Genomic DNA, 24,920 nt, shown 5'->3' with positions numbered 1-24,920 from the left:
ATCATTGTCAGGTTATTGGCCATCATGGTTTTGGCGATAATACTCCCACTGCTCAACACTTTCACCGTTTTCCAGTAGACAGTAAGTTACGCGTATACCATTTTCGGTTGCTGCACCTAGCTCACCACCTTGTTGCACACAGTAAACGGAGGCTGGGTTAGCGACAGAAGTGTATTCTTTAACGTCATACTCATCCGGTTCATTTGCACAGCCAGCCAGTAGTAAAACACCCACGCAAGCCACAGCAAAACTTAGTTTATTCATAACAAAACCTATATAAAATCAATTGGTAGCATATCGATTATAGAGCACAGGACGAAAAACTCTGTCTAGAGTTTGTTAAAAGCTTCGTGATGTCTAATATTAAAAGGAGTTGTACAACAAAGCAGTAGAACATGCTGTAATGTTTTGGTATGACTGAAAAATTCCCTGAATAAAAAGATTAAGCATAGGAAATGCCAGATGTCGGATCAAAAATATCGACTTGTAACACGAAGTGACTTTGACGGCCTTGTTTGTGCCGTGCTGTTGAAACAGCTGGATCTTATTGAGGATATTAAGTTCGTTCATCCTAAAGATATGCAAGATGGTGTCGTCGACATCACTTCTCATGACATTGTGACTAACTTACCTTACGTGGATAAGGCTCACCTTGTCTTTGATCACCATCTTTCAGAACTGATACGTAACCCTGTCAAAAATGATAACCACATCATTGATCCTGACGCTCCTTCGGCGGCGCGGGTCGTGTGGGATTACTATGGTGGCGAGCAAGTTTTTCCAAGTGACTGGCAAGATATGATGGAAGCTGTCGATAAAGGTGATTCCGCGCAGTTTACCCGTGATGAAGTGCTGGATTCGACAGGATGGAATTTATTGAACTTCCTTATGGATGCTCGCACTGGGCTCGGGCGCTTTCGCGAGTTCCGGATTTCTAACTATACCTTGATGATGGACTTGATTGAGTACTGTAAAAACCATTCGATCGATGAAATTCTCGCGTTACCTGATGTGAAAGAGCGTATCGATCTCTATCGTGAACATGAGAATCTATTCAAAGAGCAGATTCAACGATGCGCAACGGTTTATGACAACCTTATCTTTCTCGACCTGACTGGGGAAAACGTGATCTATGCGGGCAACCGCTTCATCATCTACGCCTTGTATCCACAGTGCAATATCTCTATTCACAAAATGTGGGGATTCCAAAAACAGAATACTGTGTTTGCGACCGGGAAATCTATCTTTGATCGTAGCTCTAAAACCAACGTTGGTGAGTTGATGCTTAAATATGGTGGTGGTGGACACAAGGCCGCCGGAACATGCCAGATTAGCAATGATCAAGCGGAAAGTGTGCAGCAAGAGCTGATAGCTGCCATCACATCTGACGGCTAAGTAATTTCTGATGTAAAAAACGCCCCTAAGTTTTTGCTTAGGGGCGGTTTTTAATTGTGGGAACGAATAACAGCTTAAATTGGCATAACGCGGTTACGACCTAACTCTTTCGCCTCGTAGAGCAACTTGTCCGCGCGTTCGATGAGTGACTCACCTTTCTCGCCTTGCTCTAATTCCGCTACGCCCATCGAAATCGTAATGTTACCGATTTGTTTGCCAGTCCGGCGATCTTTCACCGACAGTTTCTCGACTGCGCGGCGTAAGCTTTCACCAAACTGCCTCGCAATGCGTAGTGATTTATTCGGCACAATCATGGCGAATTCTTCACCACCAAATCGATAAGCTTGAATACCATCACGGCAACTCAATTGAAGCCTGCGAGCAATTCCTTTAATGACAGTGTCACCAAATAAGTGTCCGTAGGTATCGTTGAACACTTTAAAGTGGTCTATGTCCGCCAAAATCAAACACATCTTCTGTTCTGAACGGCAGAGGGTGTTTAAGTCACTGTCGAAAGAGCGGCGATTGTACAAACTGGTTAATGAATCAAACAGCGCATCTTGCTGAACAGAAGCGAGTTGAGTCTTCAACTGATTAATTTCTCTGGTCGCAGTTTCAAGCTGATCGTTTAGAAAACGAGTCGAATGACGAATCTCGCGAGATTCTGAAACCAGCTGGCGGATAACCGTCATGACTTCGTCCATTGACATGGCTTGGTCTTCAACGCGCTCTAAATTATCGAAACTTTTGTCAATTAATTGTGAAAACTGAGAAGTGTCAGATAGGGTGTCACTCATTGAACGCGATACTTCGTTGACTAAGATTTCGATATTATTGCGCAGATCACGCATGTCGGTTTCAGTACGGCTAGCAACATATGTATTGTAAAGCTGTTCACTGGCTGCTGGGGGGCAGATGCCAAAATTTTCAACGACGCTATCGAGTTCACGATTTAGCTGCGGAATAGCATTGTCCACGTATGTGTACCACAGTGCATAGTTAGCAGGTGTGGCGGCTACGTAGTTTTTCATCATCAATGGGACGGCTTTTTTAAGGTTTTCCGTCGATTTCTTGAAGTCGTCGTCTGTCATTTGTTAGGAATAATCTTATTTCGACACTCATTACACTAAGAGTAGCGGATTTCTAATTTAGATGTATGTTTAGTATCAATTTGCAATGATAAATTAATACGTTATATGAACTTTAGCACAACTGTATGTCTCTATTGGTACATTATAGCGACATAAACTTGGAGTTGCCTCAGTAACTCCGAAGCAAACTTAGCTAAACGCCATGCGGTACTTCTTCTCGAACGTTACCTGATTCCAATTTGCTTGCACCACGCAACATCGCTTGAATTAGGTCGGCAGCGTTAAATTTTTCTAGCGCTTCATGAGCACCAACTTGCTGGGCGCGGTCAACGCATATTTCACTTGATAGTGACGTGTGCAGAATCACGTAGCTATTTTTAAGCTGTGCGTCATTCTGCGTTTCAAACGCGAGTTCGTATCCGTCTAGGCCTGGCATCTCGATATCACTAACTAGTAAATCGATAGGGCGACCTGCGGATGCCTCTTCTCGCATTAAATCAAGGGCATCAAGACCGTTGTTGCAGATCTGGTATGAGATATTAATGCTATCTAGCGCATCAGATAGCTGTTTGCGCGCGATTGAAGAGTCGTCAACCAACAAAATGTTGAGAGCTTTCAAACGCTCACGCTCAATGTCGGTGAGCATAGGAATATTGGTCGACTCGTACTGAGGATAGATCTTAGACAGCAGTAATTCGACATCGAGCATCTGAATAATTTGACCGTCGAAACGAGTAATGCCAGTTACAAAAACGTTTGAGCCGGCACTTTTGGGCGCTGATTCAATCGACTTCCAGTCACATTCAATGATTTTTTCTATGGAACGAACCATAAAGGCGACGACTGTGCGCAGACAGTCAGTGACTATCAAGTAGCACGATTCGTACTCTTCCGGTTGAATAGGGCGAAAACCAATGGCGGCAGGCATATTAATCACAGGGATGGTTTTACCACGAATGGTTACTGTGCCAACCACGTGATGATGCGAATAGGGGATCTGTGTGGTTGGTTGGAATGGTACAATTTCTCTGACTTTCAGAGTACCAATAGCGAAGAGTTGCTTACTTTGCGTTAAAGTAAACATCAGCATGCCCTGAGACTGATTTGCTTTACTGACTGGTTTTGCCATGAGATTCTCATTCGGTCGGTTATTCATGTAAATGGTAACGGATTTGCCCTGATGATCAATGGGCACTAATCAAAATTGTATCCAAACGTCGATAAGATAGCCATTCAAGATAAATAGCGCCATTTACTTGGGTGAAGATCTCGTTTTATTGGGGTACAATTCGCAGATTAAGTCATATATACAGGCATCCACATGGCTAAAACAGCTCATGCCCTTCACATTTTGGTCAAGCATAAAGAACAAGCTGAAGACATTATCAAACAGCTTAAAAAAGGTGCAAAATTTCAGACGCTCGCAAAAAAATATTCCACCTGTCCATCCGGTAAGAAAGGTGGCGATTTAGGCGAGTTCCGCAAAGGACAAATGGTCCCCCAGTTTGACAAGGTCTGTTTTTCCGGTGAAACACTGGTTCCACACCTAGTTAAAACTAAGTTTGGTTGGCATGTGGTAAAGGTTCTTTATCGCACCTAACAATAACACTCTATACAGAAATCTTAGCTCTTTTATTAACGTCTAATCTTACGATTTGTATCCGCTAATATTTTCTTGGTTCATGGCTGTAACGATAGAGCCTATCTCAGTTGGTTCAACGTTGTTAACTATTGTACTGTTTAGTCGGCTGGTAAAGACGACGTTGTACAAATATCGATAGATGTATTGCCATTGATGGAGCCGTTTTAGGCTAATGCGTCTAGCGTATTGAGGGGAAAGCCACAGGTTAAAACTGTTCCAGAAGTGTTGATTCCAGTCGGGGTTGGAAGGCAAAATTTGGCTAATTTTGTTTGTGTCATTGGTTAGTACCCCGATACCCGCTTGCCAACTACCATGTAAGTTTTCAATCGCTAGGCTATACCATTTCTCGTTCCACCAACTCATATTTCTGCTGATTGTCTTCGACTTTGTACTATCTGTATTGTCGGTTAGGTGGCAATAATATAAGTCTGTATGACCATTTCTTACTTCGTTACTGAAAGCGGTGATAGAAGCTCCTCGTAAAAAGCTTTCATGTTCGAGAATAATTGCTGATGGTGGCATTTTATTTGTCTTCATGTACAAGTTTTGGAAGTGGGCATGAGCGGCGTAAACCGGGCGAAGTATCTGTGCTTCTTTTGATTTAGCATGGCATTGGAGGCTATACGCCAGTTTATCAAACTGGCTGCGAGCCAATATTTTACTGTAAGTGATCTCGGCTTTATTCAGTACTTCAATATCACTTTCTAAGAGGGGTTCAACGTGATCGAGATGATAGAGACTCTCTTCTAGCACTGATGGTGTGAGCAGGGTATCGTCATACAAAGCATTGTCATTGAACAACACCATATAACCGGATTGAGAGTCCACACTTGAAAGCGTCCAAAGGTGAGTTTCGTATTGTTGATGATTGTTGTGCTGTAAGCCTGAGCGGCAGACCTGTTTTGTCGTGCGAGTTTGGATAAAAGGGAAGTTGGCTTTTTTCTCCCAATTTAAACTCACTTGAGTGAGTAGATGGGCGAGTAGCTCCAGATGCTTAGCAAGTTCCTTACCGCTTAGATTACATGCTTTTTGGATAGCTTCGGGACGTACCTGATTGATTAAAGCATCCATAATCGGTTGGAGTATGTTTGCCAGTTTCTTGGCATTGGGTTGGGTAATTACACGCTTGCATTGTGTACATTGTACCCGCTGACTACCTTGTGCCGTAAAGCCATAGCGTTGATATTGTGGTTTTTGGCACGAGCAGCCATGAAAAAGAGAGATATCGCACTGGCGACGACTAATTTGCTTCGCCAGTGCAATGATGGGTGTATTTAGTAATACTGGTGGGTAAGCGCCGCATTCAGAGCAATACCAAGCATCGTAACCGAGCCTGTTTGAGCGAGAGTAAAGTGAGGGTTTAGGGTTCCCGCAATTTGGGCAACCGTAAGTCTTGCACCCATTGTAATCTTCTCTGAAGCGCACCGTTTCCCCTCCATAAGGGTACTATTGTTTGGATACGTCTATTTGACGTCCCAAAGCTGGTACCGAAACTTTTTGATGCGCTTTGAGGTGATCAATAAGTACCTGAGTGATAGAGCCTGTTTCTGACAGCATCGTACCTTCAGCAAACACTTGATACCCGTCACCACCACTTGCCGCATAAGAATAAGTAGCGACTTTATACACTTGATCGTCATCTACCGTGCTGCCATTAACTTTTAGTGCTAGTAAACGGTTGCCTTCAGGTCTTTGGCTGTCATATTTTGCTTCGATACCTGAAAACTGTGCTAGGCCGTATGGCAAAGTGTAACTGTATTCCAATAACGCTTTCACTTGTTTTCCTGTCAGCTCTACCAAAGATAGCTTATCGGTGAAAGGGAAAAGATCCATGATATTTTCCATTGTTACCGGTCCTTTGTTTAAGTCGACACGTATACTACCAGAACTGATCATACTAATGTCTGCCTTTGCAGCCTCTCGCATCATGTCGGCGACCAAGTTACCTACATTCGATTCTCGGTAGTAGCTACGGTAGGCGGTTTTGTCTAGTGTTGCTAATATTTGCTTCAGCTCTGGATGCTTGGCACGCGCAGTTTCAATTAACTGACTGGTTTTTTCGTCTTTCTTCAGTTTGTCAGACTCCACTGGAATCAGCTTGCCCTCAAGTAATTTGACATCGTGTTTATCAGTATCGACTGCGAATTTTGTGTAGCCAAGGTATTTCCCTTGTCCGAAAGTTAAGCCGATAATTGTGCCTGTTTTAGGATGAACAACGGGTTTCCACAAACCGTGGTCGGAGTGACCCCCAAAGATTACGTCAACGCCAGTTAATTTACCTGCCATATCATAATCTTCGTCGAATCCACGTTGAACTTCTGGGTCGGCTTCTTTGTCAGTTTGCATAGGTGCTGTTTTATTTTGGTGTGTGAGCACTACAATCATATCGACTTCATCACGAATTTTGTCAACCCAATACTGTGTCGTTTCAATTGGATCATCAATGGTTAAGCCTTTTCGGTTGCCCTTCCACATAGTGTTATAGAAAGCGTCAATCCCCATTACGCCAATGACGCCCACTCGAACCCCATCTCTTTCTAGGATGGTATATGGCTGGGCGAAAGGCGCGTCATTTTGTTCAAATTTGATATTTGCATTCAGTACGGGGTAGGCCGCACGAGGCATATTTTGTTTCAGAGTTTCCCATCCGTATTCGAATTCATGATTCCCGAGCGTGATCGCGTCGTACCCCATTGCACTGTATAAATCAAAAGAGAGTTTGCCTTTGGTTTTTTTTGATAGGGATCCAGTAAAAATATCCCCTGCATCTAGCAGGAAGCTTGTTTTTTCCTTTGCTCTTGTTTCTTTGATTAATGTAGCAAGGTACGGAATACCTCCAATTCGGGTAATGTTTGGGTTCCAAAACGCATCGACCGGCTCGTAGACACTTTCAATGTCGTTGGTATGAAGTAATGTTATGTTGTGTACTTCGGCAAGGGCATTTGAAGATACGCTTATTAGCGCTGCTGCAAGCGAGAGCAGAACTGGTTTGTTAATGGTATTTTTCATATTCGGTTCCATCTAAATTTCTAGGTACAAAGGCTGTATAACTGAAGCCGAATGAATTATGCGTTTGAGTATTCGTGGCACATTTGATTTGGTTCACAAAATTGATGTGGATTATATAAGAGTCAGTGCGGAGTATCTTTTTGTGTTGATGGACGAAAATATGCGGCGATCTAACGGAGCGCTGGTAGCCAAAAGCGAGTCTGCTATTTGTACTTCTACTTAGAAATAGAACGTTTCGATAACATTCGCCAGGCGAATGGCTTTGCACGGCGAATTTTGAGCAAATTATGGTATCCAGTCATTTGAATGACGATGATCCTTCGGATGAGCTGTGTAAATTAATGTAAAAGATAATAATTGTCATTATATTGAACTACGCTTTCTTGAAGACCGATTCTATCTAATTTGCAACGAGGACGGGTGTATGATGGAAATGCAGCAAGAAAGCCAAAACACAATGCAACGAGCTATTCCCCAAGAAGCCTTTGACTGGTATGACGAATATGCGCATGGGCTGATTACACGCAGAGAGTTCATGTCCCGACTCTCTGGCATTGTGGCATTAGGTTTTACCATGACAACACTCACCTCCGCGTTAATGCCAAATTATGCCCTTGCCGAGCAAGTTTCTTTCAACGATCCGGCGATTAAAGCGACGTATGCCAAATTTGACTCGCCAAAGGGGAGTGGTGAATGTCAGGGCTATTTGGTTGTTCCCCGAGAGATAAATGGTCAAGCCCCTGTGGTTTTGGTGGTGCATGAAAACCGTGGTCTGAATCCTTATATTAAAGATGTTGCTAGGCGGCTGGCCGCTAAAGGGTACGTGGCGTTTGCCCCAGACGCGCTCTACCCACTTGGAGGCTACCCCGGAAATGACGATGAAGGACGCGCGATGCAAAAAAGCATGGAGCGCAGAAAAATTGAAGAAGACTTTATTGCCGCTGCCAGTTTTTTAAAATCTCATCAAGTGAGCAACGGCAAATTGGGTGCGGTTGGTTTCTGTTTTGGTGGTTATATTGTCAACATGCTTGCAGCGACTATTCCTGAACAGCTCGATGCAGGTGTGCCCTTCTACGGAACACCTGCGGCAATGGAGTTACAAGAAAACGTAAAAGGACCCTTATTGCTGCAGTTTGCTGGCTTGGATAAGCGCGTCAATGCGACTTGGGCTGAATACGAAAAACAGCTCAAAGCGAATGGTGCCACTTACACCGCGCATTTTTATGATGGAGTCAATCATGGCTTTCACAATGACTCCACAGGTCGCTATGCGGAAACTGAAGCAGAACTCGCATGGGATCGGACACTGACGTTTTTCAAGCAACATTTAAGCTAAAAATCTGCGCCAGTTAGCCGTTACACGTTTTTAACTAAATACAGCGACACTTTGTCTGCTGATGGCGATCAGTGCGCCATTGCTATCCCAAATATCGGCTTCTAAATGCGCATAGCCGTTAGCAGATTGAAGAGCTATCACAAATAAACCAATGGTTTAATTAATCTGCTTTTTCTCCACCGACCACGTTCTTATTTAATTAGTCCATATAATGGCGTGCGTTACTTATTTCATCAAGACGTTGGCCTTCCCTGTTAGTCAGCTCTAGCTAATTTTGATGTCGACAAACACGTGGACAATGTTATTTCAGATTTCAAACACACCGACATCACATGTTCGCTAAGACCAATCTACCAACTGCATGCTTAGCAATAGGCGCAATGTGTTAAATGAATAACGTCCCAAAATGATGTGATGCATGTTTATATTCATGGTTTTAATTATGATTATGATACATTAAATGTTGATTTTGTGTTAATTGAGTATTACTTTTTTTTGGTGTTTGTTGGTAATTTATTAACCGACATCCAATTAGGGCTAATTTTTGTGGGTCCTATTTATTTATAACGTAAGTATTCAAAAGGGATAAAGAATGCGACATTTTTCTACAGTCTTAAATGGTAGTATCATTTCTGATGGCAGTATCCTGTCAGTCGTGAATCCGGCAACAAGTGAAATATTTGCAACTTATAATCAAGGACGCAGTGAACATGTTGATCTGGCCGTAGAGGCGGCGGATGAAGCGTTTAAAACATGGAAAGCTCTTCCAGATACTGAGCGTGTAGAGAAAATCAATGCTTTGGCATCACTACTTGAATCGAATATGCCGGAGCTGATTCAGTTAGTTACCCAAGAAACAGGCAAGCCAATTAATGGTTTGAACGGTGTGGGTTCTATTATGGAAGTCGGCGCTTCAATCGCTTGGACGCAGTACACAGGGACTTTATCTCTAAGCAACGACTTACTTGAAGACTCGGATGCGGCACACGTAGAAGTGGTGCGTCAGCCTCTGGGTGTAGTTGCGTCGATCACGCCATGGAACTGGCCGCTGATGATTGCAATCTGGCACGTTATTCCAGCACTGCGCGCAGGTAATACGGTGGTGATTAAGCCATCTCCGCTTACTCCAATCTCTACATTACGCTTTGTTGAGCTTGCTAATACTATCTTGCCACCAGGTGTGCTCAACGTCGTTGTTGGTGAAGGGGATGTTGGTCAAGCGCTAACGTCTCATCCTAAAGTGAGCAAGATTGTATTTACTGGTTCAACGGCAACAGGCAAGCATATTATGCAGTCGGCTTCTTCAAGCTTAAAGCGTTTGACGTTAGAGCTTGGCGGCAACGACGCAGGTATCGTGCTGCCTGACGCGGATGTCGATAACATTATCGAGAAGCTATTTACTGCAGCTTTCCACAATAATGGACAAACTTGTGCATGTTTGAAGCGTTTGTATGTACATGAAAGTATTTATGACAAAGTTTGTCAGTTACTTGCTGAGCGTGCGAAATCAGTCAAGGTTGGCAATGGTTTGGAAGAGGACATTGAACTAGGCCCGCTACAAAATGAACTGCAGTTTAACAAAGTAAAACAGTTAGTCGAACAAGCAGTACAAGATGGCGCGCGAGTGCTGGCTGGTGGTCAACCAATTGAAGGCGTGGGCTATTTCTATCAGCCAACTGTGCTCGCTGATGTAACCAATGGCATGTCAATTGTCGACGAAGAGCAGTTTGGTCCTGTACTGCCCATCATCAAATTCTCAAATGTTGACCAAGCTATCGAGCTTGCCAACGACTCTCCTTACGGCCTTGGTGCATCAATTTGGTCAAGCGATGTTAATCAGGCACAACAAATCGCTCAGTTGATCGAAAGTGGTTCCGTGTGGATTAACGATCACGGCGCAATCCAACCTAACGCACCGTTTGGTGGCTTGAAGCAGTCAGGACTGGGTGTGGAGTTTGGTGAGTATGGTCTGCACGAATACGTATCATTGAAAACAGTCAAAGTGTGCAAATAGTAATTTTCAGGGATGAAAGGAATGAAAAAACGAACAACATTAAAATGGGGAGTGTGTTTGCTGACAGCTATGCAGCTGTCTGCGTGTAGCACCAGTGAGCCTCCAACGGCAATGGTGGAGGAAGAAACGTCTGCGCCTACGCAGGAAATCGTTGCTGATCCATCGCTACCACCATTACCTATTGAGAAAATTGGCATAATTGAAACGTTACCTCAGGCGTTTCCTGAAAGTTGGATTTATATCGATGAAGCCAGCTTTATGAGCATGTTTGGTGGCAAAATGATCCTGATGGATGCGCTTGAACCGAAACATAGCGAACGCATCAAAGGGATGGTTGATAAAAACCTGATCGGTAACTTTTTAGCACCGAAAACGCGCAACGAGTTTTATGTCATAGAGAGTTTTCACGAGCGTGGCAGCCGTGGTGAAAAAACGGACTGGTTAGTCATCTACGATAAGCAGACTCTATCACCAATAAAAGAGATTAAATGGCCGAAAACGCGTTTAACCGCACTGCCCCGACGCCATGCAATGGCGACGTCACCTGACGAAAAACTACTCTATGTGGCTAACTTTAGTCCGGCAGCTTCATTTACTGTCTTTGATCTCGATACTCGCGAAGTTGTTGAGTCAATCGAAACTCCTGGATGTGTACTGACCTTTGCGACCGGAAAGAGAAGTATCACTTCAATTTGTAGTAATGGTTCGTTGATGACGACAGTGCTTACCGAGCAAGGACACAAGAAGCGCCAAGAGTTTATCGCACCATTTTTTGATACCGATGAGACGCCAATTTTTGAACGTCCAGCCATCATTGATGGTATTGCCTATTTCCCAAGTTTCACTGGTGAACTTCACCAAGTGGATCTCAATGGCGAATTCGCGAAATACCTAGGTAAATGGAGTTTGGTGACAGAACAAGAGGCAAGTGCAAACTGGCGACCAGGTGGCTTGGCACTGACCGATTCAGACGAACAAGGCTTGTTCTACGTGATCATGAATCCCGAGGGCTTTGATGGTTCCCAAACTCACGGTGGTGCCCAGATTTGGATATTTGACGTTAAAACCAAGAAACGTATTAACGTTGTCGATGCGCCAAATTGGGCAGTCTCTATGTCAGTCACTCGCGGGAAAGAGCCAGTACTTGTCGTGACCAACGGTGAAATGGGTCTGGATATTATTAACCCAAGGACGGGTGAGCTTATCCAAACCTTGTCAGACTTTGGCAACATTACTCCGTTGGTTGTGTATAAGGCGTACTAAGCATGATCGAGAAAATATTATCTGATTCAAGCGCGCTATTTCTGTTCTGGTTATTTGCTAGTGCAGGGATAGGCAAGCTAAAACCTGCGAACCGCCGTTACTATGCAGATCTCATGAGTGAGTATTTGGGCAGTTGGGCGAGTAAGTTAGGTGGGGTTATCATGCTGGTCGGTGGGGTAGAGCTACTCTCAGGGCTCGCACTGCTTGCACCAACAACAAGAATGCTTGGCGCGATTGCGATTCTCGCGTTGTTGGTCTCTTACCTGGCGTTAATGTCATACCAACTATACCAAGGCAAAGTCGAGATGGATTGTGGTTGTTCTGGGCCTTATTCAAATATCAAAGTCGGTCCAGAAATTTTGGTTAGGAATGTTGTGCTGTGCATCATTGCTGCGCTCTGTTTCTTACCTGCCGTTGCAGCGTTTAGCTCAACAATTGCTCTAGCTTCGGCGCTGGCTATTTTCTTTGCATTTACCTACTTAAGCGCTGAAAAAGCGATTTCTAATTTACAAAAAATCAAATTACTAAAGGCAAATTAATATGGATATTACGGTAGTTTCAATGGGCCTGCTTTGGGTGGTCGTGATCGTTCAGTCACTGGTTATTTATGCGTTGTTACGTCAAGTAGGGATCTTGTTTGAGCGTGTAGCACCAGCAGGTGCCCTAGCGATGAACCAAAAACTGGAAGTTGGCCAGAAAGCACCAGAAATGTCACTGCAAACCATTAATAAAAAATTGGTTGAAATTGGTGGCAACAAATCGGGCAAATCACAATTGGTGTTCTTCCTTTCTCCAGATTGCCCGGTATGTAAAACATTACTGCCAGCGCTTAAGTCTGCATCAAAACACGAAGACCAATGGCTAGAAGTAGTACTGGCGAGTGATGGCAACAAAGTGGATCACCAAGCGTTTGTTGAGCGCTACCAGTTAGAACGTTTTCCTTACGTGGTGTCAGAACTACTGGGTAAAAACTTTGGAGTGTCTAAACTGCCATACGCAGTACTTATGGATGAACAAGGTTCAATTGCATCAATGGGTATCATCAACTCACGTGAGCACCTAGACAGCCTATTTGAAGCGAAAGAACATCGTGTCGCTTCGATTCAAGACTACATGCAAGGTAAGACCACGGACAGCCAATTTGTTGAGGTGAAATAATGAGTTTCTTTGATAAGTTTTTCGAAAAATCGGTCCGTAGTGCTGCACAAACCAGTGACCGCCGTGGCGCAATGAAAAAACTGGGTGGTTTGCTCGTTGGTGGAGCGAGTATTCCGCTACTGCCAGTTGCCCGGGCGAGTGAAAAACCAGCTGTACCAACGGAAACCGGTGATCCATCCTCATGTGACTACTGGCGATACTGTGCTATTGACGGTTTCTTGTGTGATTGTTGTGGCGGCTCTGCAAACTCTTGTCCTCCGGGTACGGAAATGTCACCTATTACTTGGATCGGTACTTGCCGTAACCCAGTCGATGGACGCAACTATGTGATTTCCTACAACGACTGTTGTGGTAAAACTCAGTGTGGTACGTGTTTGTGTCAACGAGATGAGGGGGATAGGCCGTTGTATCGCTCGGATAAATCGAACGATGTTAACTGGTGTCTTGGCGCATCAAGTTCTGTCTACCATTGTTCAACTGCAATTGTAGTGGGGATGGCATTCGAAGAATGAGACATATAACGGCAAAAATCTGCTTTGTAGTGATGCTGTTTTCAATGAGTACCTATTCGTTTGGGTACTCAGATGAAACCGAAAAGGCATTGCACAAAGTTCGTTTCCAATATCAGATGTTTTGTCAGGGGTGTCATGTCGGAGATGGCCGTGGTGGTAAAGATGTGCCCGATATGAGGGATCATATCGGCGCGTTTTTAACCATTCCTCAAGGTCGAGATTATCTTATTCAGGTACCAGGCTCTGCGAATGCGGCGGTTAATAATGAAGACCTTGCCAATCTAATGAATTGGATTGTGGTTGAATTTGGCGGTGAAAGCACCCCAGATAATTTTAAACCTTACACGAGCGAAGAAGTTGGTCGGCTAAGACAGTCCCCGTTAACTGAAGTGACGGAATATCGAAAAGGGTTGGTGCAGAAAATTGCGCTGAACAAAGGGACAAATAGAGAAGAGAGTCAATAGATGAAAGGTTTACAAAGGATTGGAGTACGCTTTCTTTTGGGTTGTATCGCGTTGAATATAGGCGCTGCTTATGCAGGCTTTAACAAAGGGCTGCTTAACAGTTGCGAAAGCTGCCACAATGAAAGCTTGGTAAATCAGGTAGATATTTACCCAATTTTGCATGGACAAAAGCAAGGTTACTTAGAAGCTCAACTCAAAGCGTTTCGAGACGGTACCCGTGAGAACGCTCTGATGGCTGACATCGTTAAGGGTCTCTCTGATAAAGATATTACTCAGCTAGCGACACATTACTCAAATCAGACCTTCTTTAAAGCGCCAAAACAGGCGGCGGATCGAAGAGGTGCTGACGTTCGAGCACGCTGTGTCTCTTGTCATGGCCTGTCAGGAAAAACGATCAACACAGAGTGGCCTAACTTATTGGGCCAAAATAGTGGCTATCTACTTAACCAGCTTAACAATTTTGCCAGCGGTGAACGTAAGTCCGTCATTATGCAGCAAATTGCGAATGAGTTAACGCCAGAGCAAAGACAACAGGTGGCTCTGTACTATGATCAGCAAGGCCGAGCGCAATAAGCTCATGTGTCATATTCATTTTTGATTAATACTATGGCCATTCAAAAAGCGGAGAAATAACATCTCCGCTTTTTATTGTCAGCCCTAAACCAGCTCCTTGGACGGTAGTGATTGTTCCTTGGGGCTATTGCCCCAAGGAAAGCCTATGTTAGAAGTAAAGCTCTTATTCACTACAAGTAAGAGGAAACTAAAAACATGGGCGATTACAGAAGTTCATTACATGCATATTGGCGTTGTTGTAAATACCACATGGAACGCCAAAGTACAGATTTAAGATCTTGAAAGGCAATATTGGCAATAAGCTTTATCACTCTATCTACATTTCGTTCAATATGAAAAGTTGTGAAGTCTTGGAGCTAAATGTTCAGCCAGTTCATGTTCATCTGGTTATGATCGTGCCACCGAAAGTTTCGACATCGACTCTAATGGGGATATTGAATGGACGTTCAAGCAATCCTATTGTTCAATAAATTCCCACACATTAGAAAAAATTATGGGAAATCAACCTCCTGCGAGAGGGTGCTTTGTTGAACAAGCCCTGGAGATAGCAATTCTGTATATTTTTCGAATGTATTGTAAGCCTGAAAGGCTGCCGCTAACTCACTTTCAAAACACATAAAAATCCGATATCAGGTAACCGATATCGGATTCTTGTTCAATTGAACCTGCCATTAATTCCTAAACTAGATCTTCTACGCTAGTTTTTAATTAAATAACACTAGGCAGCCATAGTGATAGCGATGGAATAAGTAACAGCAGCAATAAACGCACAATGTCCGCGCACCAGAAAGGTGTGACACCTTTAAAAATGGTGCTGGTTTTGATGTCTTTTACTACGCTACTTAATACAAATATATTGAGGCCAACTGGCGGAGTAATCAGGCTGATTTCAGTTACAACCACAACAACAATACCGAACCACACCAAATCAAAACCAAGGCTTGCAACTAGCGGATAAAAAACAGGAACCGTGAGTAGCAGCATTGATAAGCTTTCAAAAACCGTACCTAGCAAGATGTAGATGCCCATGATGGCGAGGATGACGTAGATGGGCTCTGCACCAAACGTCGACATCCATTCTACAAGTTCGTTCGGCAGGCCAGTACGGTTAACAAAGTTTGAGTAAATTAATGCGCCAATAATCACGCCGAACAGCATAGTGGATGTTCTTGCTGTATCGACCAAAATTTCTTTGAGGATTTCCAGAGTCAGCGTTCGTCTGAAAAGAGCGATGGCAAACGCACCGCCAGCACCAATACCCGCCGCTTCAGTTGGGGTGAATACGCCAAGGTAAATACCACCCATCACTAAGGCAAACAAGCCTAAAATTCCAGAGACTGATTTTAGGGCACTACGCTTGTCTTCCTTGGACATTTTCTCACCTTTCGGACCGGCATTAGGGTTACGCCAGACCACATAGCGAGTCGCAAGTAGGTACATGCCGATGCCGAGCAGGCCCGGAATAAAACCAGCAGCGAACAAATCGCGAATACTTTGCTCAGTCAATACACCGTAAATAATTAAAATCACGCTTGGTGGAATCAATATGCCCAGCGTACCGCCCGCCGCAATTGAAGCCGCAGCGAGACCGTCTGAGTAGCCATATTTACGCATCGAAGGCATCGCTACTTTGGCCATTGTCGCTGAAGTCGCAAGGCTAGAACCTGAAATGGCAGAAAATCCACCACAGGCTGCGACCGTCGCCATTGCTAGTCCACCGCGATAGTGACCTAAGAACGCGTAACAAGCTCGGTACAGCTCTTGAGACATCCCCGCACGAGTAATCAAGTTACCCATCAAAATGAACATTGGAATAACCGACAAGCCGTAATCTTGCGCGGTATCAATCAGGCGCTTTGCACTTACGGTTAAAGCGCCGTTAAAGTTCCAATCTCCTAATGCCGCATAGCCAAAGAAACCAACCGCGCCCATTGCGAAGGCAATAGGCATACGCAGTAGAATGAGTATCATCAGTACTGCAAAACCAATTAGAGCAACAGTCATATCAATCCCTCTGATTTGAATACTCTTTGTTAAAAATTCGGGTGACGGCTAAAACCACGGATGTTATCGCCGTTAACCAACAAGAGGCAGCAAGAAAGTAGATGAAGTAGTGGGTAGGAATCTCGAGGTACTCCGTCATTTCACCATACATTTCTGCTCGACCTGCAAGTTCCCAAACCTTGAAACCGATGACGAACAGACTGATCGCAACCACAAGATCAAAGCCCACATCACGGATATTTTTGACCTTCTGAGGAATAACACTGTCGGTCAGATCCACGCTTATGTGCTCTTTTCGCCAAGTGACGAGAGGCATAGTGGAAAAAATTAACGCCCCAAGCAGTATTTCGGTAAGCTCAACGCTGCCTGTGACGGGATGCTCGAACAAATAGCGCCCCACAACGTCAATACAAGTCAGCGTCATCATCGAAAACAGGATTACACAAGCACAAAGTTTGAGCAGTTTATCTAAAAGCTGGGCATTAAACTCCCAGCTTTTGGTTAACATCATGAATGAGCGCTTCATAGCAGCACCTACTACAGCTCAATGGGTTGGTAGCCGTCGACAATCTGCCTAAATTCGGTAAGTGCGGCTTGCGCGTCAACTTTGCGTGATTTGACCGATTTTATCCATTCGCTGTCTAGGCCTTTGGTCAAATCTTCAAAGTAAGCAATATCTTCAGCAGGGAAGTTTTCCACTTTGCTGCCGGACTTGATGATGTCCTGTTCACCAATCTCGTCCGCTTTTGACCAGTAGCGGCCCGCAAGAGCGGACAGTTTTTCACCCGACACGCTGCGGATGGCTTGGCGATCTTGCTCAGATAGCTTTTCCATAAACTGAGGGCTAATGAAAATGCCGAATGAACCTAGATACAGGCCAGTTGGTAATTTATAAGAGTATGGAGCAACGTCTTTAAATCGTGCCGCTTTCATCATGTCCATTTGCATGAATAGGCCGTCAGCAACCCCTTGAGAAAGCATTTCATAGGCTTTGGTCGCTGGAGCACTTACCCCAGAAACTTTTAGCAGTTTGCCAATTTCTGTTGAGATGCCGCCACCAACACGAATTTTTTTGTCTTTGAGATCTCGTAACGAGTTAATTGGCTCACGCATATGGACTTGGCCAGGGCCATGTACAAATACTCCTGCGAGTTCGACACCATCGTATTCAAATGAGTCACTGAAATATTTTTCGTTAATGCGCCAGTGAGCAACAGAGGCGGCTTCGCCCGTCGACTTGTTACCGGGTAGTTCTGCTATTTGAGTGAGGCGGAAACGACCGGGTTGATAGCCGTGGAAAGTCCAAGCAGCGTCAACGGCACCATCTTCGACTAATTCAACCAAGCTTTTAGGATGGGCAAGATCATATTCGAGTTTGATCGTCACGCGGCCTTGTGTCGCCTCTTCAATCCACTTGCCCCAAGTAGGCAAGACATCGGCGTTCATTGTTTGCATTGGGCTTAGCCAAGTAGCGATCTTTAATTCGTGATTTTCAGCGTATACGTTTGGGCTCACCACCATGCTTGCTGCAAATAATGTCGTTAGGCCTTTCGCTAAAGTAGATTTGAACATAACTGATTCCTTGTTTATCTCACTAGGTCTATATCACGATGTAAAATGACACATTGAAATTAGATTTGACATTTGCAATGTATCATTTGAAAATCGATTTGTGTATCGAAAATGTTAATGAATTGTAATTGTGTGAGTCGGGTTCTGTTTTTCTATTAACAAAACCGTCAGTCAAATTTTCAAACGTTGACCTCACAAATTGAGTCAAGGAATAAGTTATCGATTGCTGTGGAACTAAGGATAAAGAGGCAAAAATGGAACAATTAACTAGCTACATCGCCGGAGAGTGGTATTTCGGATCAGGCAAACCGCGTGACGTGTATAGTGCCTTAACAGGTGAAGGTCTATATCAAGTCAGCGCAGAAGGTATGGATACCCGCGCAGTGTTAGAATATGGCCGTGAACATGGTACTAAAGCTCTGTCTGCAATGACTTTTTTAGAACGAGCTAACATGATCAAAGACTTAGCAAAGTACCTACTTTCACGTAAAGAAGAGTTCTATACCTTGTCAAACCATACAGGTGCTACGCGCGTTGACTCTTGGATTGATATCGAAGGTGGCGTGAGCACTTTATTTGGCTATTCGAGCCTTGCAAACCGCGAGTTGCCGAATGATACCATCTGGCCTGAGGACGAATTAATCCCGCTTTCAAAAGAAGGCGGCTTTGCTGCTCGCCATTTTTTGACCAGTAAAACAGGCGTCGCGCTGCATATCAATGCGTATAACTTCCCGTGTTGGGGAATGCTAGAAAAACTGGCGCCAACTTGGTTAGCTGGTGTAGCAGCAGTGGTGAAACCTGCGACAGAAACGGCCTACCTTACCCAAGCAATGGTGAAGGCGATGTCAGAAAGCGGCCTACTCCCTGAAGGCGCAATTCAGGTTGTGTGTGGCTCTGTTGGTGACATGTTTGAACATCTAGACTACCAAGATGTGGTGACCTTCACTGGCTCAGCTCAAACGGGGCAAATGCTGCGTTCACACCCTAATCTGACCAAAAAATCGATTCCATTTACGATGGAAGCTGATTCACTTAACTGCGCTATTTTAGGCGATGATGTCACGCCGGAAATGCCAGAATTTAAACTCTTCGTCCGTGAAGTGGTGCGCGAAATGACGGTGAAAGCAGGACAAAAATGTACTGCAATTCGTCGTGCGATTGTACCTAAGCATTTAATCGATACGGTTTCTCAAGAGATCGTGACGAAACTTGAATCCATCACTGTAGGCGATCCTTCGATTGAAGGGGTGAAAATGGGGGCGCTGGTTAGCCGTGGTCAACTGAATGATGTCCAAGAAAAAGTGACCACATTGAGTAATCATTGTGAGGTGCTGACTGGCGGAAACCCTCAGTGTCTAGAACCTAAAGGCTCTGCTGAAGGGGCATATTACCCTCCAACACTACTGCGCTGCGATGCTCCTCACCAAGTAGAAGAAGTGCACTCGGTAGAAGCGTTTGGACCAGTCTGTACCATCATGCCATACGAGGATATTGAGGATGCGGCAGCGCTAGCAAGTAAAGGGCAAGGCAGTCTAGTTGCCAGTATTGTGACCGCATCCGGCAGTGTTGCCGCTCAGCTAACCTCATTGATTGGCCCAGCCCACGGCCGTTTACACATACTCAATGAGCAGTCGTCAAAAGAGTCGACAGGTCATGGCTCACCGTTACCTATGCTTGTTCATGGCGGCCCAGGTCGTGCGGGTGGTGGTGAAGAGATGGGTGGCCTTCGCGGTGTGAAACACTATATGCAGCGTACAGCAATTCAAGGTTCTCCAACCATGTTAGCGCAAATCGGGCGCGAGTGGGTTCGCGGCGCTGAAAAGGTCATCAATCCTATCCACCCATTCAAGAAATACTTTGAAGATCTCAGTGTTGGCGACACGCTAACTACGGCAAGACGCACGATAACCGAAGCCGATATCGTTAATTTTGCATGTCTAAGTGGCGACCACTTTTATGCGCATATGGACGAGATTGCGGCGAGAGAGTCGATGTTTGGTGAGCGAGTCGCTCATGGTTACTTTGTTATCTCTGCGGCTGCTGGCTTATTCGTTGAAGCCGCCCCGGGCCCGGTATTAGCCAACTATGGCATGGAAGGGCTGCGCTTTATCGAACCCGTGAAGATTGGCGACACGATTCAAGTACACTTGACGTGTAAGAAGAAAATCCAAAAACGTCAACGCAGCGCTGAAGAACAACCACAAGGTGTTGTGGCATGGGACGTGGAAGTGACTAACCAAGATAATCAGCCAGTGGCACTTTATACCATTCTGACTTTAGTTGCGCGTCAGAATGGCGACTTTTAAACAACAATTACATTAGCTCAAGAAACCAAGCGGGACCTTCGGGTCCCGTTTTTTTATCACTTTATTAACAATAAAGCGCAATCTTTCGCTCAATTTGTAAAATATATGTTGTGATTGGTGCGTTTAGTGATACATTTAATTTATTAAATAATATAAATACGTATCAAATGGAGGGGGTAATGTCTTTAGAGCAAACGTTATTCGAGCGCAAGATCGAAGAAGAAATCGCTATTGAGGCAAAGGATTGGATGCCGGATGGTTACCGTAAAACGTTAATTCGTCAGATTGGTCAACATGCGCACTCTGAAGTCGTTGGCATGCTTCCAGAAGCGAACTGGTTAACGCGTGCACCATCATTACGTCGTAAAGCTGTGTTGCTGGCAAAAATTCAAGATGAGGCAGGTCATGGCCTTTACTTGTACAGCGCGGCTGAAACGCTGGGTGGTGAGCGTCATTCCCTATACGAGAGAATGCTCTCTGGTGAGATGAAATATTCATCAATTTTTAACTATCCAACACTGACTTGGGCGGATGTGGGCGTTGTTGGTTGGCTTGTTGATGGTGCTGCAATCATTAACCAAGTGGCATTATGTCGCACCTCTTACGGCCCTTACGCTCGTGCGATGGTACGAATCTGTAAAGAAGAAAGTTTCCACCAACGCCAAGGTTACGAAGCGTGCCGCGTGCTCGCCGATGGTAGTGAAGAACAAAAAGCGATGTTGCAAGATGCGATTAACCGTTGGTGGTGGCCTGCGCTGATGATGTTTGGTCCAAACGACAACGACTCTCCTAACTCAGCGAAAAGCTTGGCATGGAAAATCAAGCGCGTTAGCAATGATGACCTTCGCCAAAAGTTTGTTGACAACACGGTTCACCAGGTTCATGCACTGGGTATGGCGGTGCCAGATCCAGATTTGAAATGGAACGAGGAAACAGGCCATTACGAGTTTGGCACGATCGACTGGAAGGAGTTCTATCAAGTCATCAACGGTCACGGCATGTGTAACCATGAACGCCTAAAAGACAAACGACAAGCTTGGGAAGATGGGGCTTGGGTGCGTGAAGCCGCAGTGGCTTTTGTCGAAAAACAAGTTCAAAGCGCCGCGTAGTCTCTACCAAAGCAGAAAGATAAGGAGAATCACAATGAGTTCAATTAACTGGCCACTGTATGAAGTATTTGTTCGTAGCAAGCAAGGTCTAGATCACAAACATGTCGGTAGCGTAAGAGCGGCTGATGGCAAAATGGCTTTGGAAGGTGCGCGCGATTTATATACCCGCCGCAGCGAAGGTTGTTCAATCTGGGTAGTGGAATCAAGCCAAATTACGGCTTCTCAACCGAGCGAGTCTGGCCCGCTGTTTGATCCTGCTGAAGATAAGGTGTACCGCCACGCGAGCCACTACACCATTCCGGCTGATATCAAGCATATGTAAGGGGTATCAGAAATGAATGCACAACAATCGAAGCTCAATTACGTGCTGCAACTGGCTGATACTAACTTGGTGCTTAGCCATCGACTAGCAGAGTGGTGTGGTATCGCTCCTGAGCTAGAAATTGATATAGCTTTGGCGAATATTGGTCTGGATCTACTTGGTGAAGCGCGCAACTTATATCAGTACGCGGCGGTACTTGACGGTCAAGGCAAAACGGAAGACGACTACGCTTACTTAAGACAGGAGCGTGATTACAAAAACCTGCTGTTGGCAGAGAGACCAAATGAGGGTTTCGATATTACTATCGTCCGTCAATTCCTGTTTGATAACTTCCACAATCTATTGCTTCAAACACTGGCGCAAAGCAATGACGAGCAAGTAGCAGCCATTGCAAAAAAGTCGCTGAAGGAAGTCGCTTACCATTTACGTTACAGCACAGGTTGGATTGAGCGTTTGGCGGGCGGTACAGAGCTAAGTCATGAAAAAATTCAGACCGCGGTCAATGATTTGTGGCGCTATACAAATGAAATGTTTGAACTCGGTGCAGCGGAAAGCGCATTAATCGAGCAGGGCGTGATTGGCGATGTTTCTGAGCTAAAAGCTGAATGGTTATCGAATGTTCAGTCTGTGCTTACGCAAGGCAACATCGAAACCCCTGCGGAAGAATATTTTCTCTCTGGCGGTAAGTCAGGCCAACACAGTGAACATCTTGGATTCCTGCTTGCTGAGCTTCAATACATGCAGCGGACGTATCCAAACCAACAGTGGTAGGGTTTTGGGATGATGCAAACAATCGACTCTTTGTCTGACCCAGACCTGCACCGCATGTGGAAAATCATTCAAGACATTCCAGACCCCGAGATCCCGGTTATCTCTATTGGAGAGCTGGGTATGGTTCGCGACATTAGCAAGCACAGCTCTGGTTGGTTAGTGAAATTCACCCCAACATATTCGGGTTGCCCAGCGACAGAAATGATCATGGGGGATATTAAGCAACGTCTAAACAGCGAAGGTTTCCACAATGTTCAAGTCGAAGTGCAATTAGAGCCAGCTTGGACGACAGATTGGATGCAAGATTCAAGCAAGCGCAAGTTACGAGAATACGGGATTGCGCCACCAGATAGAAAAGCATGTATGCACACGGCTATCAACGCGCAACCTCAATGTCCCCATTGTGGTAGCGAGAATACAAAGTTGGTCAGTGAGTTTGGTTCAACCGCATGTAAAGCGCACTTTAAATGTATATCGTGTTTAGAACCATTTGATTACTTCAAGTGCATATAAAGTAAGGGATTATTATGACAGATTTTTACACTCTAAAAGTCGCTAGTGCCGAAAAAGGAACCGCTGATTCGGTCGTGTTACAGTTTGATGTACCAGCTGAATTACAAACACAGTTCGATTTTCACCCAGGGCAGCACTTGACGATCAAATCAACCATCGATGGTGAAGAGTTGCGCCGCTGTTACTCAATCTGTTCATCGCCAAGCGAAAAGGGTTTGCAAGTCGGTATTAAAGCGATCGAAGAAGGCCGCTTCTCAAACTTTGCAGTCAATGAGATCAAAGCCGGTGATGAGCTAGAGGTGATGACACCACAAGGTCATTTTGGCTTTACGCCGGATATGTCACGTGCGATTAACTATCTTGGTATCGCAGTGGGTTCTGGCATTACGCCAATTTTGTCTATGCTTAAGTCCGCGTTGGAAGCGGAACCAAACAGTACGTTTACTTTGCTGTACGGGAATCGCAACTCAAACAGCATGATGTTCAAGAATGAACTACTGGCGCTGAAAAACCGTTTTCCGACTCGCTTCCATGTTAACTACTTTTTCTCCCGCGAAACTAACGAAGTCGAACTTTGGAACGGCCGTCTAGACGGTGACAAGCTTCGTCAGCTAGGTGCGCAGTTATTCAATTGGAGCGAATTTGACGCGTGTTATGTCTGTGGTCCAGAAGAAATTTTAGAGTCTTCCTATACCGCTCTCGTAGAAGGCGGCTTACCTGAAAATAATTATCACGTAGAACGCTTTAATACCGCAAACAAAGCGCGAGAAAAGTCAGCCAATCAGTCAGAAAATACTCAAGTGACATTAAAGCGTGACGGCCGCGTGATGAAAATCGATATGACCTCACAAGATGACAGCTTGCTGGATGCCGCGCTAAGACAGGGGGTGGATCTGCCATACGCATGTAAAGGCGGTGTCTGTGCCACATGTATCTGTAAAGTGAAGTCAGGCAACGTTGAAATGGGCACAAACTACAGCTTGGAAGCAGACCAAGTGGATGCGGGTTACGTACTGAGTTGTCAAGCCGTCCCAACTACTAGTGAAGTTGAAATTGACTTCGACGTATAGAGGCAAAATGAAAATGCACACAGATTATTCCGATCTATTGGTAGAGCTGACACAGCAAGGTGTCCTTGTTGTGACGCTAAATCGCCCTGAAAAGCGTAATGCGCTCAGCAACGGTGTGTTGAGCCAACTTATCAGCTGCTTAGACATGGCTGCGAGTGAGTCAGAAGTTAAAACTGTTGTGGTTTACGGCGGTGAAACCATGTTTGCTGCCGGGGCTGACTTAAACGAAATGTCGACTCAGCATGCGGTGGAAACATGGCTCAACCCAAGACCTCAGCTATGGCAACGCATTGATCAGTTTGAAAAACCACTTATCGCGGCAGTGAACGGCTATGCATTGGGCGCTGGGTTAGAGTTGGTTCTATTGTGTGATGTTGTCGTGGCAGGAGAGGGTACTCTGTTTGGTTTACCTGAAATCACGTTAGGTTTAATGCCAGGCGCAGGTGGTACGCAGCGACTTGCACGTACGATAGGTAAATCTCTCGCCAACCAAATGGTATTAACTGGCCAAGCGATAACAGCGCAAACGGCTCGTGAAGCGGGGTTGATCAGTGAAGTGACCATCGCTGAAAACACGCTGAATAAAGCGCTAGACATTGCATCAACCATTGCCCAGCGTGCGCCTTTAGCCGTGCGAGCGGCGAAAGCATCGCTCAAGTCCGTTCCTAATGGCACCTTAAGCCAAGGGCTACTCATGGAACGACAACTATTCAGTCTGCTTGCTGAAACGCAAGACAGAGCCGAAGGGATTCAAGCTTTCTTAGAGAAAAGAAAAGCGACATTCGAAGGAAAATAG

Annotated in this window: 26 protein-coding genes and 1 pseudogene; 18 read left to right on the top strand and 9 right to left on the bottom strand. The window is 45.0% G+C overall.

Going from position 1 to position 24,920, the window contains the following annotated elements:
- Positions 1-12: 12 nt before the first annotated feature.
- On the bottom strand, positions 13-264 hold the full coding sequence (locus tag TW81_RS11300) for a putative hemolysin (RefSeq protein ID WP_045955819.1): 252 nt from the start codon (positions 262-264) through the stop codon (positions 13-15).
- 198 nt (positions 265-462) lie between these two features.
- Between TW81_RS11300 and TW81_RS11295 the strand changes: the two genes are divergently transcribed.
- Positions 463-1,395 (top strand): DHH family phosphoesterase, encoded by a 933-nt coding sequence (locus TW81_RS11295; protein WP_045955818.1) that lies wholly within the window; start codon positions 463-465, stop codon positions 1,393-1,395.
- A gap of 74 nt (positions 1,396-1,469) precedes the next feature.
- On the opposite strand, the gene TW81_RS11290 is transcribed toward TW81_RS11295, so the two are convergent.
- Complete coding sequence (locus TW81_RS11290) at positions 1,470-2,486, bottom strand: GGDEF domain-containing protein (protein WP_045955817.1); 1,017 nt, start codon at positions 2,484-2,486, stop codon at positions 1,470-1,472.
- 193 nt (positions 2,487-2,679) lie between these two features.
- Positions 2,680-3,615, bottom strand: coding sequence for a chemotaxis protein (locus tag TW81_RS11285; RefSeq protein ID WP_045955816.1), 936 nt, complete (start codon positions 3,613-3,615; stop codon positions 2,680-2,682).
- 192 nt (positions 3,616-3,807) lie between these two features.
- On the opposite strand from TW81_RS11285, the gene ppiC reads away from it, so the two are divergent.
- A complete protein-coding gene (ppiC, locus tag TW81_RS11280) occupies positions 3,808-4,086 on the top strand; it encodes a peptidylprolyl isomerase PpiC (protein WP_045955815.1) in 279 nt (92 codons plus the stop codon).
- A 48-nt stretch (positions 4,087-4,134) separates the two neighbouring features.
- Here ppiC and TW81_RS11275 read toward each other — a convergent pair whose 3' ends face one another.
- Both TW81_RS11275 and TW81_RS11270 read right to left on the bottom strand, forming a co-directional pair.
- Entirely contained in the window at positions 4,135-5,553 is a 1,419-nt protein-coding gene (locus TW81_RS11275) for a hypothetical protein (RefSeq protein ID WP_045955814.1), read from the bottom strand.
- Positions 5,554-5,574: 21 nt separating this feature from the next.
- Complete coding sequence (locus tag TW81_RS11270; RefSeq protein ID WP_045955813.1) at positions 5,575-7,137, bottom strand: bifunctional metallophosphatase/5'-nucleotidase; 1,563 nt, start codon at positions 7,135-7,137, stop codon at positions 5,575-5,577.
- A 427-nt stretch (positions 7,138-7,564) separates the two neighbouring features.
- Between TW81_RS11270 and TW81_RS11265 the strand changes: the two genes are divergently transcribed.
- Positions 7,565-8,473, top strand: coding sequence for a dienelactone hydrolase family protein (locus TW81_RS11265; RefSeq protein WP_045956030.1), 909 nt, complete (start codon positions 7,565-7,567; stop codon positions 8,471-8,473).
- Between the two features lie 30 nt (positions 8,474-8,503).
- Here the strand turns inward: TW81_RS11265 and TW81_RS19560 are convergent, their stop codons facing one another.
- On the bottom strand, positions 8,504-8,614 hold the full coding sequence (locus TW81_RS19560; protein WP_239424339.1) for a thioesterase family protein: 111 nt from the start codon (positions 8,612-8,614) through the stop codon (positions 8,504-8,506).
- 451 nt (positions 8,615-9,065) lie between these two features.
- On the opposite strand from TW81_RS19560, the gene TW81_RS11260 reads away from it, so the two are divergent.
- The 8 genes and pseudogenes from TW81_RS11260 to tnpA all read left to right on the top strand — a co-directional run.
- Positions 9,066-10,487 (top strand): aldehyde dehydrogenase family protein, encoded by a 1,422-nt coding sequence (locus TW81_RS11260; RefSeq protein WP_045955812.1) that lies wholly within the window; start codon positions 9,066-9,068, stop codon positions 10,485-10,487.
- Positions 10,488-10,508: 21 nt separating this feature from the next.
- Positions 10,509-11,750, top strand: a complete 1,242-nt coding sequence (locus TW81_RS11255) for an amine dehydrogenase large subunit (RefSeq protein WP_204243999.1) — start codon at positions 10,509-10,511, stop codon at positions 11,748-11,750.
- A 2-nt stretch (positions 11,751-11,752) separates the two neighbouring features.
- Entirely contained in the window at positions 11,753-12,289 is a 537-nt protein-coding gene (locus tag TW81_RS18870; protein WP_052706195.1) for a MauE/DoxX family redox-associated membrane protein, read from the top strand.
- A 1-nt stretch (position 12,290) separates the two neighbouring features.
- Positions 12,291-12,908 (top strand): redoxin domain-containing protein, encoded by a 618-nt coding sequence (locus tag TW81_RS11245; RefSeq protein WP_045955811.1) that lies wholly within the window; start codon positions 12,291-12,293, stop codon positions 12,906-12,908.
- Positions 12,908-13,420, top strand: coding sequence for a methylamine dehydrogenase light chain (locus TW81_RS11240; protein WP_045955810.1), 513 nt, complete (start codon positions 12,908-12,910; stop codon positions 13,418-13,420). The genes TW81_RS11245 and TW81_RS11240 overlap by 1 nt, the downstream gene beginning before the upstream one ends.
- A complete protein-coding gene (locus tag TW81_RS11235) occupies positions 13,417-13,884 on the top strand; it encodes a hypothetical protein (protein WP_204243998.1) in 468 nt (155 codons plus the stop codon). The genes TW81_RS11240 and TW81_RS11235 overlap by 4 nt, the downstream gene beginning before the upstream one ends.
- Positions 13,885-14,457, top strand: coding sequence for a c-type cytochrome (locus TW81_RS11230; protein ID WP_052706192.1), 573 nt, complete (start codon positions 13,885-13,887; stop codon positions 14,455-14,457).
- 195 nt (positions 14,458-14,652) lie between these two features.
- Positions 14,653-14,989: pseudogene (gene tnpA / locus TW81_RS19055) on the top strand (IS200/IS605 family transposase); the annotation flags it as partial.
- A 176-nt stretch (positions 14,990-15,165) separates the two neighbouring features.
- Here the strand turns inward: tnpA and TW81_RS11225 are convergent.
- The 3 genes from TW81_RS11225 to TW81_RS11215 are packed head-to-tail and all read right to left on the bottom strand — an operon-like array spanning position 15,166 to position 18,033.
- Positions 15,166-16,461 carry a TRAP transporter large permease gene (locus tag TW81_RS11225; protein WP_045955809.1) on the bottom strand — a complete coding sequence of 432 codons (1,296 nt, stop codon included), beginning with the start codon at positions 16,459-16,461 and terminating at the stop codon, positions 15,166-15,168.
- 1 nt (position 16,462) lies between these two features.
- Positions 16,463-16,987, bottom strand: coding sequence for a TRAP transporter small permease (locus tag TW81_RS11220; RefSeq protein ID WP_045955808.1), 525 nt, complete (start codon positions 16,985-16,987; stop codon positions 16,463-16,465).
- An 11-nt stretch (positions 16,988-16,998) separates the two neighbouring features.
- On the bottom strand, positions 16,999-18,033 hold the full coding sequence (locus TW81_RS11215) for a TRAP transporter substrate-binding protein (RefSeq protein ID WP_156980948.1): 1,035 nt from the start codon (positions 18,031-18,033) through the stop codon (positions 16,999-17,001).
- Between the two features lie 254 nt (positions 18,034-18,287).
- On the opposite strand from TW81_RS11215, the gene paaZ reads away from it, so the two are divergent.
- The 7 genes from paaZ to TW81_RS11180 all read left to right on the top strand — a co-directional run bounded on the left by paaZ (position 18,288) and on the right by TW81_RS11180 (position 24,920).
- Positions 18,288-20,339, top strand: coding sequence for a phenylacetic acid degradation bifunctional protein PaaZ (gene paaZ / locus TW81_RS11210; RefSeq protein WP_045955807.1), 2,052 nt, complete (start codon positions 18,288-18,290; stop codon positions 20,337-20,339).
- 179 nt (positions 20,340-20,518) lie between these two features.
- A complete protein-coding gene (gene paaA / locus TW81_RS11205; RefSeq protein WP_045955806.1) occupies positions 20,519-21,448 on the top strand; it encodes a 1,2-phenylacetyl-CoA epoxidase subunit PaaA in 930 nt (309 codons plus the stop codon).
- Positions 21,449-21,482: 34 nt separating this feature from the next.
- Entirely contained in the window at positions 21,483-21,770 is a 288-nt protein-coding gene (paaB, locus tag TW81_RS11200; protein WP_045955805.1) for a 1,2-phenylacetyl-CoA epoxidase subunit PaaB, read from the top strand.
- 12 nt (positions 21,771-21,782) lie between these two features.
- The gene (gene paaC, locus TW81_RS11195; RefSeq protein ID WP_045955804.1) at positions 21,783-22,541 is read left to right on the top strand and encodes a 1,2-phenylacetyl-CoA epoxidase subunit PaaC; all 759 of its coding nucleotides are present in this window, start codon (positions 21,783-21,785) and stop codon (positions 22,539-22,541) included.
- A gap of 9 nt (positions 22,542-22,550) precedes the next feature.
- Positions 22,551-23,054 (top strand): 1,2-phenylacetyl-CoA epoxidase subunit PaaD, encoded by a 504-nt coding sequence (gene paaD, locus TW81_RS11190; protein WP_045955803.1) that lies wholly within the window; start codon positions 22,551-22,553, stop codon positions 23,052-23,054.
- A gap of 14 nt (positions 23,055-23,068) precedes the next feature.
- A complete protein-coding gene (paaE, locus tag TW81_RS11185) occupies positions 23,069-24,124 on the top strand; it encodes a 1,2-phenylacetyl-CoA epoxidase subunit PaaE (protein ID WP_045955802.1) in 1,056 nt (351 codons plus the stop codon).
- Positions 24,125-24,131: 7 nt separating this feature from the next.
- The gene (locus TW81_RS11180; protein WP_045955801.1) at positions 24,132-24,920 is read left to right on the top strand and encodes an enoyl-CoA hydratase-related protein; all 789 of its coding nucleotides are present in this window, start codon (positions 24,132-24,134) and stop codon (positions 24,918-24,920) included.

Source organism: Vibrio galatheae, from assembly GCF_000967545.1.
Classification (GTDB): domain Bacteria; phylum Pseudomonadota; class Gammaproteobacteria; order Enterobacterales; family Vibrionaceae; genus Vibrio; species Vibrio galatheae.
Note: the sequence above shows the minus strand (reverse complement) of the source record. Positions and strands in the feature narration are given on the sequence as shown.